Raw genomic sequence first — 14,922 nt, forward strand, 5'->3', positions numbered from 1 at the left:
TGATGCTGCGGGTGACCGGCGGTCGGCCGCGCGGCCCGTCCACCCGCCGGCGGGCTACGGTGCCGACGTGTCTGATCTCGTCGACTACAACTTCGGCCCGCACAGCCGCAACCGGCTCGCCGAGACGTCGCGGCGCAGCGCCGACGGGGCGATCGCGGCGCTGGAGACCTTCTACTACGCGCTGAACCACGCCGACCTCGACGTGCTCGCCGAGATATGGTCGGACGACGACCTGGCGCAGGTCGACAACCCGGTCGGCGGGATCGTGCGGTCCGGCCGGGCGGTCGTCGACATGTACCGCCACCTGTTCGACAGCGGCGTGCGGCTGGACATCACCTTCACCGACGCCGCGACGTACTGGTCGCCGGACGCCGCCATGTTCGCCGGCCGGGAGGTCGGCCACTACACGAACGCCGAGGGCGAGCACGTGCCGCTGGAGTTTCGCACCAGCCGATACTTCACGTGGCACCCGCGCCACGAACGCTGGCGCCAGCTCCACCACCACGGCAGCATGGACGACCCCTCGGCACTGCGCGACTATCAGCAGGCCGCCCTCCGCTGACGACGGCGCTTCCCTGCCCGCACGGTCCGCTCGTGCCGGTTTCCGCCCCATTCTTCCTTCCCGGCGGCGCTAAGGCTGCTTTTTCCGCCTGGATTTGCGCTGGACGGTGACGCCGCCCCAGACCGCGAACCCGGTGACGACGATCCGCGGCGCGCCGTGCCGGCCGCCGCCGGCGGCGCCGTGGTCGAAGCCGCCCATCAGGCCCATGCCGGTGACCTGCACGTCGGCGTCCTCCGGCACGATGACCGAGATGCCGCCCATGACCGCGAACGCCCTGATCGTCACCTCACCGTGCAGCATGCGCGCCTCGCGCAGATCGACTGTGCCGCCGCCCCAGAACGCGAGGCAGCTAAACTCCCGCGGCGGGATCCACGACCCCCGGCGCGAGAAGCCGCTCATGACGGCGGCCGCCCACCCGCGTCGCCGGACCTCACCCGGCCGCGGAGGCACCCCGTCGAGCGGCACCGGCGACGCGGCCGGGCTCGGCAGGTCACGCACCAGCGGCTCCAGCTCCGCATAGGTGCGGGAGGCATACACGGCGTGCAGCCGCTCGTCGACCTCGTCGAGGTCGAGCCGGCCCTCCGCGGCGGCCGATCGCAAGACCTCCGCCACTCGTTCACGATCGGCGTCGGACGCCCGCATCTGTTTGGGATCGACCCGCTCCGGTAGATCGGCCATGAGCCGAAATCCTAGTCAGTCTCGATCCCGTCGAGCCTCTCGGCCTGCTCGCCGCCGCGTTCGGCCCGGAGTCGGCCACGGCCTGGTACGAGCGACACCCACCCACTGACGGTTACTGTTTGCGACACGCAACGTAACGAGACTTGCGTCAGACTCCGGTAGCGATTTGGATGTGCAGTCGGGCGGCGCTGTCCGTGAGTCGCCGGCATCTCACCTTCCCGATCGTATGGAGGATGGCCCATGTCCCACGGCGGGGAGCTTGCAGCGCAACACGAGGACACCGGTTCGCGTCCGGCCTTCGCCCAGGTCATGCGCGGCTATGACAAGCGGCAGGTCGACCTGCACGTCGCCCAGATGGACCGGCAGCTCGCCGGCCTGACCGCCGAGCGCAAGCGCGTCGTCGGGCAGGCGCAGGAGCTGTCGTCGCAGGTGCAGGAACTCTCCGCGCAGCTCAAGCAGGCCCAGGCGGAGCTCACCGAGGCGCGGCAGCGGCCCGCGCGCGTCGACCGGGCTTCGTTCCGGCACCTCGGCCCGATGGTCGACCAGATCCTCGCGCTGGCCGAGAAGCAGGCCGGGCTGATCATCGAGCAGTCCGAGCAGAAGGCCGCCGAGCAACAGGCCGAGGCCGAAAAGGCGCTGAAGGAGGCGCAGGAGCGCGCCGACAAGCTCATCTCCGACGGTGAGGCCGCGCACGAGCGTTCCGTGCAAGAGGCGGAGCGGATCAACGAGCAGAGCCACGAGCACCTCGACAAGACTCGCAAAGAGGCGGACGCCCTCGCCGAGGCGGCCCGCCAGCAGGTCCTCCAGGAGGTCAAGGCCGGCCGCGCACAGGCCCAGCAGGAGCTGGCGCAGTGGAAGGCGACCGCGCAGCGCGAGATCGAGGAAATGCGGGCCAGCTCCGACCGCGAGATCACCGAGCTGCGGGCCAACGTCGACCGGGAGATCACCCAGCAGCGCAGCATCGCCGACCAGAAGAGCGCGGCGCTGCACGCCGAGGCCCAGAAATACGCCTCCGACATGCGCAAGCGCGCCGACGAGCAGGCGGCGACCGCTCAGCAGCAGCTCACGATCGTGCAGCAGGACATCCAGGCGCGACAGAAGGCGCTGACGCAGTTGCAGACCGAGTTCGACGCCGTCCAGCAGCAGTTGGGCGAGGCGCGCCGCGAGGGCACCGCGCTCAACCGCGAGGTCACCTCCCTGCAGCAGCGGCTCACGGACGTCAAGCAGAACCTCGCGAGCGAGCTCACCCGGCTGGAGCACGCCCGCCAGGCCGCCGACTCGGCCGAGCGGCACGCCAAGGAGGTCCGCGCCAGGGTGCAGCGCGAGGCGAAGCGGGTCGCTGACCTGGCGGCCGCCGCGGTCATGGCCGCCGCCGCGGGTGGTGCCGACACGGGTGAGTATCCGAAGGTGCCCGTCCGCACGGTCGGTGAGTCCCACGCCGACAACACGGTCCCGGCCCCGCGCGACCCGCAGCCGGCCGCCGTCGCCGCCGGTGGTGGTGCCGGTGGCGCCGACGCGGACGGCCCGTCCCGGCGCGAGGAGACCGAGAAGGCATAACCCGGTCCCGCGGACACCGCCGACCGGCCCGGCACTGCCGGCCGAGCACAGCAGTGGCGCAGGCGTAGCCGGGCACCGGGTGGGTAGGGCCACGCGTCATGACGGTCACACGCGGGATCGCGGTCGCACTGCTCGCAGCGGCGGTGGTGGTCGGTGTCGGGCCGGCCGCCTCGGCGGCGCCCACCGCGCCCGGGCCGTGCGCCGTCAAACCCACCGTCGTGCTCGTGCACGGGGCCTGGACCGGGACGTCCAGTTGGACCGGGGAGATCGAGCGGCTCCGGCGTGACGGGTACCAGGTGCGCGCCTTCGCGAACCCGCTGCGCGGGCTGACCGGGGACGCGACCGCGGCGGCGGCGTTCCTGGGGACCATCAGAGGGCCGGTGGTGCTGGTCGGGCACTCGTACGGCGGTTCGGTCATCACCAACGCCGCCGCCGGGAACGGCAACGTCCGGGCCCTCGTCTACGTCGACGCCGCCGCTCCCGCCGTCGGCGAGACCACCGGTGCGCTGAGCGGCAAGGGCTCCGCGCTGGCGGCGGACCCGGCCACGCTCTACGACCGGGTCGGTGGCGACCTCTACCTGCGGGAGACGGCGTTCCTGCAGTCGTTCGCACCGGACGTACCACCCGAAACCGCCACGACGCTGTGGGCCGGTCAGCGCCCGGCCGCGACGGCCGCCTTCACCACGAAGTCGGCGCAGGAGGCCTGGCGGTCCATCCCGTCCTGGTACGTCATCGGCGAGGCCGACCGCGTCATCACCCCCGCCTCCCAGCGGACGATGGCCGAACGCGCCCGCGCGAAGATCGCCGTGGTGCCGGACGGCTCGCACCTCACGCTCGTCTCCCACCCGCAGCCGGTCACCGAGCAGATCCTGAACGCCGCCCGCGCCACCTGCTGAGCCGGCCTGAATCTTGAGGGCCATGGACGCAGCGACGGGCCGCGCCGCCATCCGGTGGGCGCCGGAGGCCGGAGCGTCGAACGGCCCGAATAACGGCGGATGCCGCTGGGTACCACACCGGCGTGAAGGTCGCCGTCGTCGCACATCGGAAGAAGTCGCTCGGAGGCGGGCTCGACGAGCTGCGCCGCGTCCTGCGGTCGGCGGGCGTCGGGGCGCCGGACTGGTACGAGGTACCGAAGAGCAGGAAGGCGCCGAAGCGTGTCCGCCGGGCGGTGGAGCGCGGCGCCGACGTGGTGTTCGTGTGGGGCGGCGACGGCATGGTGCAACGCAGCGTCGACGCCCTCGCGGGCTCCGGCGTCACGATGGCGATCGTGCCCGCCGGCACCGCGAACCTCTTCGCGACGTCGCTGGAGATCCCCCGCGACATCGAGGCCGCCGTCGACATCGGGCTGCACGGCGGCCGGCGCCGGTTCGACCTGGGCAAGGTGGCCGGTGAGCACTTCGCGGTCATGGCCGGCGTGGGCTTCGACGCGGCGATGATCGACGAGGCCGACCGCGGCATGAAGCGCCGGGCGGGCAAGCTCGCGTACTTCCGCACCGCCGCCCGCCACGTCGGCGACGATCCCGTGCTGGCCACCGTCGAACTCGACGGCGAGCGGTGGTTCGAGGGGCCGGCGACGTGCGTGCTGTTCGGCAACATCGGCACCATCTCCGGTGGCGTCGAGGCGTTCGACGACGCGAGCCCGTTCGACGGCCGGCTCGACGTCGGGGTGTCCACGGCGAAGGGCGCGCTGCAGTGGGCGCGCACGCTGGGCCGGATGGCGCTGGGCCGCACCGAGACGTCACCGTTCGCCGAGGTGGCGAGCGCCCGCAAGGTCCGCGTGACGTTCGCCGAGCCGGTCCTGCTGGAGCTCGACGGCGGTTCCCGCAAGCCGGTGCGCAAGCTCAAGGCCAGGGCCGTCCCCGCCGCGGTGACCGTCGCCGTGCCGAAGGAGGACCCGTAGCGGCGGACGGCGGCCCGGCGGGACGTCAGCCGCCGGCCCGCCGGGCGGTGTGCTGGGCGGCGTCGAGGGCCAGGTTGAGCTTGAGGACGTTGACCGCCGGCTCGCCCATGAAGCCGAGGGCGCGGCCGGTGGTGTGCTCGTCGACGAGCCGTCGTACCTCGGCGGCGGGTATGCCCCGTGCGGCGGCGACCCGTGGGATCTGTAGCTTCGCGTAGGCGACGCTGATGTGCGGGTCGAGGCCGCTGCCGCTGGCGGTCACCGCGTCGGCCGGCACGGCCGGCGTGTCCGGGGCGTTGCCCCGGACGGGGGTGACGACGCCTTTGCTGTAGTCCTCGCCGGGCTTGGCGCATTCGACGGTGACGCCCTGCCAGGTGGTGACGAACGGGGTCGCGGGGCAGGCCTCGTTGAGGCTGACCGCGCGGGTGACCGGGCCGGTCGAGCCGTTGTGGTAGAAGACGGCGAGGACCGCGCCGACGCCGCCGGGCGTGCAGTACGGGCGGGCGCCGTCAACGCCGTCCAGCTCACCGACCGCCTTGCTGCGCGAGCACACGAGGGTGAGCAGGCTCGCCCTGCCGGGGACGTCCACGACGCTCTGCGGGCCGAGGTTGCTGGCACCCGTCGCCTTCGGGTCGTAGCCGCCGGCGGCGGACGGGCGGGACTGGAAGTACTGCCGCAGCGGGTTGCCCAGCCTGTCGGTGAAGGACTGGCCGATGCGGCTGCTGCCGACGGTCGAGCCGTTCCTGTCGATGAGCGAGCCGTCGGCGTTGCCGGCGAGGCCCGGGATGCGGGCGACGGCGACCATGAACAAGGGGTAGGCCAGGCCGAGCACGACGGTCATGGCGGCCACCGCGCGCAGGGCCGCGAGGTGCTGGGCGAGCCAGGCAGGCAGTCGCATGTCAGATTCCCGGGACGAATTGGATGAGAAGGTCGATGGCCTTGATGCCGATGAAGGGCACGATGATGCCGCCGAGGCCGTAGACGAGCAGGTTGCGGCGCAGCATGGCGGCGGCGGTGCCGGGCCGGTACCGCACGCCGCGCAGGGCGAGCGGGATCAGCACCACGATGATGATCGCGTTGAAGATGACCGCGGACAGGATCGCCGACTCGGGTGAGGCCAGGCGCATGATGTTGAGCTGGTCCAGGCCGGGGTAGATCGCGGCGAACATCGCCGGGATGATCGCGAAGTACTTGGCGATGTCGTTGGCGATGGAGAACGTGGTCAGCGCGCCGCGGGTGATGAGGAGCTGCTTGCCGATCTCGACGATCTCGATGAGTTTCGTCGGGTCGGAGTCGAGGTCGACCATGTTGCCGGCCTCTTTCGCCGCCGAGGTGCCGGTGTTCATCGCGACCCCGACGTCGGCCTGCGCGAGGGCCGGCGCGTCGTTGGTGCCGTCACCGGTCATCGCCACGAGCTTGCCGCCCTGCTGCTCCTTTCTGATCAGCGCCATCTTGTCCTCAGGCGTGGCCTCGGCCAGGAAGTCGTCAACCCCCGCCTCCTCCGCGATCGCCCGAGCCGTGAGCGGATTGTCCCCGGTGATCATCACCGTACGGATGCCCATGCGGCGCATCTCGTCGAACCGTTCCCGCATGCCCTCCTTCACCACGTCCTTGAGGTGGATGACGCCCAGGGTGCGGGCCGGCTGGCCGTCGACGTGCTCGGCCACGACCAGCGGCGTGCCACCGGAACCGGAGATGGCGTCCACGATGGAGCCGACCTCCTCGGTGGGGCGGCCGCCGTGTTCGCGGACCCACTTCATCACCGCGGTCGCGGCGCCCTTGCGGATCTGGCGACCGTCGACGTCGACGCCGGACATGCGGGTCTGCGCGGTGAACGGCACCCAGACGGCGCCGGTGACGTCACGTTCGCGCAGGCCGTGGTGCTCCTTCGCGTGCACGACGATGCTGCGCCCCTCCGGCGTCTCGTCGGCCAGGCTGGAGAGCTGGGCGGCCTCCGCGAGCTTCCGCACGTCGATCCCCTCCACCGGCAGCAGGTCACCGGCCTGCCGGTTGCCGAGGGTGATGGTGCCGGTCTTGTCCAGCAGCAGCGTGTTCACATCACCGGCCGCCTCAACCGCCCGACCCGACATCGCCAGCACATTGCGCTGCACCAACCGATCCATACCCGCGATACCGATCGCCGACAACAACGCCCCGATCGTCGTCGGAATCAAACACACCAACAACGACACCAACACGACCCCCGCCACCCCATCGGCACCCAACGCCGCGGAATCCGGAGCGAACGCCCGCACCCCCTTCGAGAAAATCGCAAGCGGCTGCACCGTCGCCACAGCCAACAGAAAAATGATCGTCAACGACGCCAGCAGAATATTCAACGCGATCTCATTCGGCGTCTTCTGCCGATTCGCACCCTCCACCAACGCGATCATCCGATCGATGAACGACTCCCCCGGCCGCTGCGTGATCCGCACAACGATCCGATCCGACAACACCTTCGTCCCACCCGTCACCGCCGACCGGTCCCCACCCGACTCCCGGATCACCGGCGCCGACTCCCCCGTGATCGCCGACTCATCAACCGACGCAATACCCTCGATCACATCACCATCACCCGGAATCACCTGCCCCGCCTCCACCACCACCACATCACCCAACCGCAACTGCGGCGCCGGCACCGCCTCCTCCACACCATCCACCAACCGCCGCGCCACCGTGTCCTGCTTCGCCCGGCGCAACGTATCCGCCTGCGCCTTACCCCGACCCTCAGCCACCGCCTCGGCCAGATTCGCGAACACCACCGTCAACCACAACCACACCGTGATCACCCACGCGAACACACTCGGATGCACCACCGCCAACACAGTCGTGAAAACCGAACCGACCTCCACGATGAACATCACCGGGTTACGCCACAACGTGCCCGGATTCAACTTCCGCAACGCATCCGGCAACGACCGCCACAACAGCGCCGGGTCGAGCAGACCGCCCGCGACCTTGCGCGGCGTCGGGGTGGTCATGGAGATTCCTTGGGGCCGGGGTTGCCGGGACAGAGTTGGGGTGGTCATTGGATGCCTTCCGCGAGCGGCGCCAGCGCGAGCGCGGGCAGGTAGGTCAGCGCGACCACGATAACGGTCACCGCCACGACCATGCCGACGAACAACGGCTGGTAGGTCCGCAGGGTTCCGGTGGACTGGGGCACCGGCTGCTGCCGGGCGAGGGATCCGGCCAGGCCGAGCACGAGGATGATCGGCAGGAACCTGCCGAACAGCATGCACAGGCCGAGAGCGGTGTTGTAGAACTCGGTGTTGACGCTGATACCGGCGAACGCGGAGCCGTTGTTGTTCGACGCCGAGGTGAACGCGTAGAGCACCTCGGACAGGCCGTGCGCACCCGTGTTCAGCATCGACGAACGCGCCGTCGCCGAACCCATCGCCACCGCCGTACCCACGAGCACGAGAGCCGGAGTCGTCAGCAGATACAACGACGCGAACTTGATCTCCCGCGCACCGACCTTCTTGCCCAGATACTCCGGCGTCCGACCCACCATCAACCCGGCCACGAACACCGTGACCACAGCAAGGATCAACATCCCGTACAACCCCGAACCCACACCACCCGGAGCCACCTCACCCAGCATCATGTTCACCATCGCGACCATGCCGCCCAACGCCGTGTACGAATCGTGGAACGAGTTCACCGCACCCGTCGACGTCAACGTCGTCACCGCGGCGAACGTCGCCGAATTCGACACCCCGAACCGCACCTCCGTGCCTTCCGTGCTGGCCCCGGCCGCCATCGGGGCGGTCCCGCCGTGGGCCAGTTGGAAGGCGTTGATCGCAACCACACTGCCGATCGCGATGATCGCCATGACCCCGGCGATCGCGAACCCCTGCCGCCGGTCACCGACCATCCGGCCGAACACCCGCGGCATCGTGAACGGAACGAACAGGATCAGAAACAGCTCGATCCAGTTCGTCCAGCTCGTCGGGTTCTCGAACGGATGCGCACTGTTGGCGTTGTAGAACCCCCCGCCGTTCGTGCCCAGCTCCTTGATGACCTCCTGACTGGCCACCGGACCACCGGTCACGGACTGCGACCCACCCGCCAGCGTCGCCACCTCGGTACCACCACTGAGGTTCTGCACCGCACCACCGATGACCAGCAACGTCGCGCCGACCACCGCCACCGGCAGCAGAATCCGCACACACACCCGCACCAGATCGACCCAGAAGTTGCCGAGCTGATCGGTCCTCGACCGGGCGAAGCCCCGCACCAGCGCGACCGCGACCGCGATACCAACAGCGGCGGACGTGAAGTTCTGCACCGCCAGACCCGCCATCTGCACCAGATGGCCCATCGTCGACTCACCGGAATACGACTGCCAGTTCGTGTTCGTCACGAAACTGACCGCCGTGTTCCACGCCTGGTCCGGCGCCACGGGCTGCATCCCCAGCGACAGCCAGAAGTGCTGCTGCACGCGCTGGAACAGGTACAGAAACAGGATCGAGATCGCCGAGAACGCCAGCACGCTGCGGGCATAGACGCCCCAGGACTGCTCCCCGTCCGGGTTGACCCCGACCGCGCGGTAGAGCACACGCTCCGCCCGCAGATGGCGCGGCGAGGTGACCGCCCGGAACATGTAGTCGCCGAACGGCCGGTGCACGACCACCAGGGCGAGGACCAGCGAGGCGATGAAGAGGACGCCCGCCGTGGTGGGGCTCATCAGAACCGCTCCGGGAAGAGCAGGGCCGTTACGAGATACGCCGTGACGGCGACCGCGAGGATCAGGCCGACGAGGTTCTCGGCGCTCACAACCGCTCCACCGCCCGCACCGCCAGGCCGAGCAGCGCGAACGCCGCGATCGTCAGCAGTACGAACACCACGTCAGCCACGCCAGCGTTTCTTGACGCCTTTGCGGCGCCCACGCTCACACCGACGGATGAAATCAGCGGCCGCGGACGTCCCCGCCGGTGCGGCGGCCCGGGCCGCCAGGGCGTCGATCGATGACGCGGACCCGGGTCGGCGCGGCCGGGGATCGGCGGCGAGCGCCGCGCGAACTTCTTCCCGGACGACCGATGAGTTCCGCCGCCGGGTGGCGTTTCACCTCCCGAAGACACACTCCAGGAGGAAACCCATCATGAAGAACGTCGTGATCTACGGGGCGGGCGGCAGCATCGGCGGGGCGGTGGCCCGCGTGTTCGCGCGGCAGGGGCACACCGTGCACCTGACCGGGCGGACCCGCGAGTCCCTCGACGCCGTTTGACGACACGGCGGGACCCGGGCTCCCTTGTGGGAGGCCCGGGTCCGGGATCGTGACGGGTCAGGCGTCGACGAGTTTCTTGCCGTTCTCCTTGCCGTTGGTCTGCTCGGGCACCGCGAAGCCCTTCGTGCCCGGGGTGGTGGCGGCGTGGACCAGGCCGGCGGCGCCGAGGAGGAACAGCAGGCCCGCGGCGATGTACGCCACCAGCGCGGCCTGGGCGGCCTTGGCACCGAACTCGCTGAAGCCGTACGAGGTCAGCAGCAGCCCCCGCAGGGTCTCGCCCTTGAACACCGTCTCCCGCTGCGCGGTCACGTCGGCGAGCTGCTTCTGCAGGTCCGCCAGCGCCGGGTCGTTCGCCTGCTGCGCGGCGGTGACCTTCGCCCGCAGTTGGGTCTGCACGTCACCGAGCTGGGCGTACGTCTTGCCACCGGCCATCGTCTTCAGGTGCAGCCCGATGAACTCGTTGGCGTAGCATTCGGCCTGCTTGCCGGTCGTCAACGGCTGGCCCGCGTATTCGACCAGGCACGCCGACTTGCGCTCCTCGGCCGTCAGGCTGTCGGCGCTCTTGAAGGTGATCTGCTGCTGGCTGAGCTGGCTGGTGACGTAGTCGTTGGCGAAGTTCGCGTTGGTCGTCAGCACGATCCCGGCGACCAGCAGGAGCCCGGCGAGCACGATCCCGCCGAGGCCGACCAGGATGTCGAGGGTCTTGCGCTTCATGGGAGTGTCCTTCTGACTCGGCGGTGCCCTGGGATGGTTTCTTCTTGCACCAAGAGCGTGCGCCACCTGGCAGGTCGCGGTGCAGAGGACAACCACCCGCGTCGACGGGACCAACGGCCCGGCGGGGACGGGACCTTGGCACCCACCCGGCGTCAGTTCCGGCCTGTGGAGTCCTGTGGTCGCCTGGGCCACCACAGGACTCCACAGCCGCGGCAGCCCCTGGCTACCGGACGTCCCAGAGCCACACGTCCGAGACGTGCCGCCCGGGTCCGAAGAGCTGGTCGACCGTCCGCCGCACGGCCTCGCTGTTGCCGTGCCGGTCGGCGAGGACGACGGTCGTGGCGCCCCAGTAGTCGACGTCGGTGCGCGCCTGGGCCTGCTGGTCCGGGGTCACCTGCGGCACGGCCCCGTCGTTGGCGACGCCGGACAGCAGGCTGAGCGTCGGCGGGTACGACGGGCCGAACATCGCGTGCCGTTCCGGGTGGTTGGGGTCCGGGGCGAGGAAGTAGCCGCCGACGATCTTGAAGTCGAGGTCCGCGGTGGTCGCCCAGCGCATCGCGTCGAGTTGCTCCCACCAACCGCCGGGCACCGCGACGACCGTCGCCGACTTCGGCAGGTGCTCCCGCCACTGGCCGCTGCTGAAGAACACCGGCACCGGAGCCCGGTCGCTCGCCGGCTGCGGCGTCGGTACGAGCGGGACGAGCGCCACGGTCAGCGCCACCGCCCACAGGATCGGGGCAGCCGGCCGCGCCGGCCCGGACTCCTCCCCGACAGGCTCCGGCCGGCGGTCGATGAACTGCTCGACGACCAGCGCGATGAGCACCCCGACGAGTGGCGTCATGACCAACGCCAGCCGGGTCGGCACCACGGAGTCGAACAGCGGCAGGTCGTCGAGCCACTGCCACGGGCCGTGCCACGTGGTCTCCTCGCCCTCGTAGCGGACGACGCCGCCGAGCGAGAGGATGCCGAACACGACGGTGGTGATCACCAGCGCGCGGGCCGCCCGGTGCCGCCACATCGCCACCGCCACGGCGACGAGGAGCCCCAGCAGCGGCCAGCCGAAGAAGGTGTTCTCCTCGGTGGCGCCGCCCATCTTCTCGATGCGGGCCGGGTCGCCGACGATCGAGCGGCGGCTGAACTCGGTGAAGGATCCCAGGTCGCTGCTGAACCCGCGGACGAACTCGGGCAGCCCGTGGTAGGCCTGCGGCCCGGCGAACTGGTGCCACAGCGGGTAGGCCAGGACCGCCCCGGCGGCGAGCGCGGTGACGCCGAGCGTCGGCAGGGCCGCCCTGGCCGCCGGCAGCATCTCGCGCGGCGGCAGGTAGGCGACCAGGAACACGGCCAGCGCGCACGCGGTGAGGAACAGGATCTCCTCGTTGATGAAGCACTGGTAGACCACCAGCGCGGCGAGCCCCAACCCGCGCCGGACCGCCGGGCCGGGCTCCCGCAGCCGGATCACCATCCGCACGATGAACGGGATCAGGAACTGCCCGGCGATGTTGGGGTGGCCGGTGACCTGCGAGACCATCGCCGGGCCGAACCCGCAGAACAGCGCCCCGACGTAGGCCGCCGCCTTCGAGGACACCACGTCGCGGGAGAGCACGAAGTACCACGCGACGGCCGTGCCGGCGAGGGCCAGGGTGCTGATGATCGCGAACGTGACACCCGCGCCGAAGAGCAGCGTGACGGGGCTGAGCGGGACGGCGAGGCCGAGGATGGACGTGTTCGCCATGAGGTTGACGCCGAGCGGGGCGTTGAGCTCGTCGGTGAAGATCGGCGACTCGCCGTGGCTGACGGCGTGCGCGGCGTGCGTGAGCACCCACTCGAAGAAGATCTGGTCCTGGTTGTTGTCCGAGAGCATCCGCGTCCGCGGGTCCTGCCACAGGTGCATCAGGAGCACCACCGCGAAGACGAGACAACTCGCCACGGCGATCAGATCGAACGTGTGCCCACGGAGCCTTTCGCCGATTTTCACGGCTCACACGATAGGGTGCGGGACCCTGTAACGGCACCCTGGCTCACAGTCATCGATGCCTATAAACTACCCCGGTTCCGGCTAACATGATCCAGAATTCACCGGGACCACGAGCGACCGAGGGGGGAGCCGTGCCGAACACGGACGACCGCAGTCCGCCCACCGGGATCCTCGGCGACCAGCACGTCCAGTCCGAGGTCCTCGAGGGTCTCGCCATGGCGAAGAACCACCGGCGGTGGTTCGTGGCGTTCGCGACGCCCTACCTGGGCGACGACCCGATCGAGGTCAGCGCCGGGCTGGGAGACTACGCGGCGGAGTGGCTGGAGCACGCTCCGCGCATGACGCTGACCGAGGCCGATCCGGGCCGGTTGCTCGCGCTCAAGGAGCGGTTCTCCGCCAACCCCGGGGTCACGGTCCGCGAGCTGATGCTGCCCAGCGACGAGGCGGGCGGCCACAGCGCCGCGGTCTCGTACAACGTGCTGGAGCACATCGAGGACGACATCGGCGCGCTGCGCACGATGCGATCGCTCGTGCGGCCGGGTGGCCATGTGGTCGTCGTCGTGCCGGCGTTCCCGTTCGCGATGGGTCCGGCCGACGTCGCCACCGGGCACGTCCGGCGGTACACGCGCAAGACGATGCGCGTCGCGCTGACCCGCGCCGGGCTGGAGATCGAGAAGTTGCACTACGCCAACTCGCTCGGCCTAATCGGCTACTACGTCTCCACCTGCCTGCTCAGGCAACTGCCGGGCCCCGGGCCGATGGTCAAGTTCTACGACTCGACCGTCGCCCCGGTGACCCGGCTGATGGAGCGGGTCGTGCGACCGCCGTTCGGCCAGTCCGTCATCGCGATCGCACGCCGCCCGGTCAACTGATCCTGATGTGCTCAGGTTGCGGCGATCGCCACGTTCACGGCGGCGCCGGCGGCGATCGACGGCGGATGTTTCGCCGTTCGCCACCAGTTCGCCCGAGCTGACCGGCATCCGGGCCGGCCGGAGCGGGGCGGGGCGGCGCCCGAGGGGCGGCCACAAACGCTTCGGCGGCGACTCGGGTCAGAGCGACAGCAGCTCCGACACCCGCGGTGAGTAGGTGGCGTGCAGCACGAGCGCGGCGCTGCCCACGACGGCCGCGTCCGGGCCCAGCGGGGACAGCGCGACCGGGACGGTGCGGATGCCGCGGGCCAGGGGCCGCGTGGCCAGGGCCCGCTCGACCACACGCTGAAACCGGGCCTCGACGTGCCGGATGCTGTGCCCGCCCAGGACGACCAGGTCCACGTCGACGATGTTCACCACGTTGACCACGACCGTGGCGAGCCGCTCGGCCGCGGTGTCGATCACCTCGGCGGCGAGCCGGTCGTCGGAGGCGGCGGCGAGCCGGATCACGCCGTGGTCGACCGCGGCCGGGTTGTCGCGGAACAGCCTGCCCAGCTCGGACCCCGCGCCGTCGCCGGCGGCGAGCCTGCGCCGGACCTCCGCCACGGTGGCGGCCGGGCTGATCAGGCTCTCCAGGCACCCCGGGTTGCCGCAGTAGCACGGCGGCCCCGCCGGCTGCACCGACGTGTGCCCGAACTCGGCGGCGTTCATCGACCCGCCGCGGTGGACCTGGTGCCCGAGGACGAGCCCACCGCCGACGCCGGTGCCGAGGAAGAAGTACGCGAAGTTCGCCACGCCCCGGCCGGCACCCGCCCACCGCTCCCCGATCGCGGCGGCCGTCGCGTCGTTGTCCAGCGTCACCGGCAGGCCGGTCGCCTCGGCGAGCATCTGCTTGAGCGGGACCCTGGCCCAATTGTGGAGCTGAGGCGGCGCCACGAGCATGCCCTGCGCCTGGTCGATCGGGCCGGGAGCGGCGAGCCCGAGCCCCAGCACCCGGTCGCGGGTCACACCCGCCGACGCAAGGACCTCGTCGACGAGCTCGGCCATGGCGGCGGTGATCCGCGCCGGGTCGGCGTCGGGCGGGGTCGGCCGCTGCGCGATGACCAGCGGCCGGCCGAACAGGTCGACCACGACGCAGGCGAGCTGGATCGGATCGAAGTGCAGGCCGACCGCCCGGCCCGCGTCGGCGTTGACCCGCAGCAGGGTGCGCGGCTTGCCGACGCTGGACACCGCCGCCCCGTCCTCCCGGACGATGCCCTCGTCGATCAGGCGGCGGACGATGCCCGACACGGTCTGCGGCGTGAGACCGGTGAGCTCGGCGATCTCCACGCGGCTGATCCCGTCGGCGAGCTGGATCTGATCCAGGACGACCGCCCGGTTGTACTGCCCGACTTTGGGGAGATTCGTTCCTGCCTGCCGCACTCGGTCCCGCCTCCGTGACGT

At 70.7% G+C, this 14,922-nt stretch carries 14 protein-coding genes; 6 read left to right on the forward strand and 8 right to left on the reverse strand.

The features are described from left to right. Nucleotides 1-67: 67 nt before the first annotated feature. Complete coding sequence (locus tag Drose_RS23155; protein ID WP_260723401.1) at nucleotides 68-562, forward strand: YybH family protein; 495 nt, start codon at nucleotides 68-70, stop codon at nucleotides 560-562. A gap of 69 nt (nucleotides 563-631) precedes the next feature. Here Drose_RS23155 and Drose_RS23160 read toward each other — a convergent pair whose 3' ends face one another. Beyond that, nucleotides 632-1,240 (reverse strand): DUF1707 SHOCT-like domain-containing protein, encoded by a 609-nt coding sequence (locus Drose_RS23160; RefSeq protein ID WP_260723402.1) that lies wholly within the window; start codon nucleotides 1,238-1,240, stop codon nucleotides 632-634. Nucleotides 1,241-1,480: 240 nt separating this feature from the next. On the opposite strand from Drose_RS23160, the gene Drose_RS23165 reads away from it, so the two are divergent. From Drose_RS23165 to Drose_RS23175, 3 genes are all read left to right on the forward strand, one after another. Continuing rightward, entirely contained in the window at nucleotides 1,481-2,797 is a 1,317-nt protein-coding gene (locus tag Drose_RS23165; protein WP_260723403.1) for a coiled-coil domain-containing protein, read from the forward strand. Nucleotides 2,798-2,895: 98 nt separating this feature from the next. Beyond that, the gene (locus tag Drose_RS23170; protein WP_260723404.1) at nucleotides 2,896-3,693 is read left to right on the forward strand and encodes an alpha/beta hydrolase; all 798 of its coding nucleotides are present in this window, start codon (nucleotides 2,896-2,898) and stop codon (nucleotides 3,691-3,693) included. Between the two features lie 122 nt (nucleotides 3,694-3,815). Continuing rightward, entirely contained in the window at nucleotides 3,816-4,697 is an 882-nt protein-coding gene (locus Drose_RS23175) for a diacylglycerol/lipid kinase family protein (RefSeq protein ID WP_260723405.1), read from the forward strand. 25 nt (nucleotides 4,698-4,722) lie between these two features. Here Drose_RS23175 and Drose_RS23180 read toward each other — a convergent pair whose 3' ends face one another. The 4 genes from Drose_RS23180 to kdpF are packed head-to-tail and all read right to left on the reverse strand — an operon-like array spanning nucleotide 4,723 to nucleotide 9,470. Then, nucleotides 4,723-5,592 carry a potassium-transporting ATPase subunit C gene (locus Drose_RS23180; RefSeq protein WP_260723406.1) on the reverse strand — a complete coding sequence of 290 codons (870 nt, stop codon included), beginning with the start codon at nucleotides 5,590-5,592 and terminating at the stop codon, nucleotides 4,723-4,725. A gap of 1 nt (nucleotide 5,593) precedes the next feature. Beyond that, complete coding sequence (gene kdpB / locus Drose_RS23185; RefSeq protein ID WP_260723407.1) at nucleotides 5,594-7,675, reverse strand: potassium-transporting ATPase subunit KdpB; 2,082 nt, start codon at nucleotides 7,673-7,675, stop codon at nucleotides 5,594-5,596. 44 nt (nucleotides 7,676-7,719) lie between these two features. Beyond that, the gene (gene kdpA / locus Drose_RS23190; protein WP_260723408.1) at nucleotides 7,720-9,381 is read right to left on the reverse strand and encodes a potassium-transporting ATPase subunit KdpA; all 1,662 of its coding nucleotides are present in this window, start codon (nucleotides 9,379-9,381) and stop codon (nucleotides 7,720-7,722) included. Next, on the reverse strand, nucleotides 9,381-9,470 hold the full coding sequence (gene kdpF, locus Drose_RS23195; RefSeq protein WP_260723409.1) for a K(+)-transporting ATPase subunit F: 90 nt from the start codon (nucleotides 9,468-9,470) through the stop codon (nucleotides 9,381-9,383). The genes kdpA and kdpF overlap by 1 nt, the downstream gene beginning before the upstream one ends. 325 nt (nucleotides 9,471-9,795) lie before the next feature. On the opposite strand from kdpF, the gene Drose_RS23200 reads away from it, so the two are divergent. After that, nucleotides 9,796-9,921, forward strand: coding sequence for a hypothetical protein (locus tag Drose_RS23200; RefSeq protein ID WP_260723410.1), 126 nt, complete (start codon nucleotides 9,796-9,798; stop codon nucleotides 9,919-9,921). Between the two features lie 57 nt (nucleotides 9,922-9,978). On the opposite strand, the gene Drose_RS23205 is transcribed toward Drose_RS23200, so the two are convergent. Both Drose_RS23205 and Drose_RS23210 read right to left on the reverse strand, forming a co-directional pair. Further along, nucleotides 9,979-10,635 carry a hypothetical protein gene (locus tag Drose_RS23205; RefSeq protein WP_260723411.1) on the reverse strand — a complete coding sequence of 219 codons (657 nt, stop codon included), beginning with the start codon at nucleotides 10,633-10,635 and terminating at the stop codon, nucleotides 9,979-9,981. A 223-nt stretch (nucleotides 10,636-10,858) separates the two neighbouring features. Then, complete coding sequence (locus Drose_RS23210; protein WP_260723412.1) at nucleotides 10,859-12,610, reverse strand: hypothetical protein; 1,752 nt, start codon at nucleotides 12,608-12,610, stop codon at nucleotides 10,859-10,861. A gap of 215 nt (nucleotides 12,611-12,825) precedes the next feature. Here Drose_RS23210 and Drose_RS23215 point away from each other — a divergent pair, with 215 nt between their 5' ends. Further along, nucleotides 12,826-13,482, forward strand: coding sequence for a class I SAM-dependent methyltransferase (locus tag Drose_RS23215; protein WP_260729788.1), 657 nt, complete (start codon nucleotides 12,826-12,828; stop codon nucleotides 13,480-13,482). 177 nt (nucleotides 13,483-13,659) lie between these two features. On the opposite strand, the gene Drose_RS23220 is transcribed toward Drose_RS23215, so the two are convergent. Further along, nucleotides 13,660-14,901, reverse strand: a complete 1,242-nt coding sequence (locus Drose_RS23220; protein ID WP_260723413.1) for an ROK family transcriptional regulator — start codon at nucleotides 14,899-14,901, stop codon at nucleotides 13,660-13,662. Nucleotides 14,902-14,922 lie beyond the last annotated feature (21 nt).

It is taken from the genome of Dactylosporangium roseum, assembly GCF_025264685.1.
Classification (GTDB): domain Bacteria; phylum Actinomycetota; class Actinomycetes; order Mycobacteriales; family Micromonosporaceae; genus Dactylosporangium; species Dactylosporangium roseum.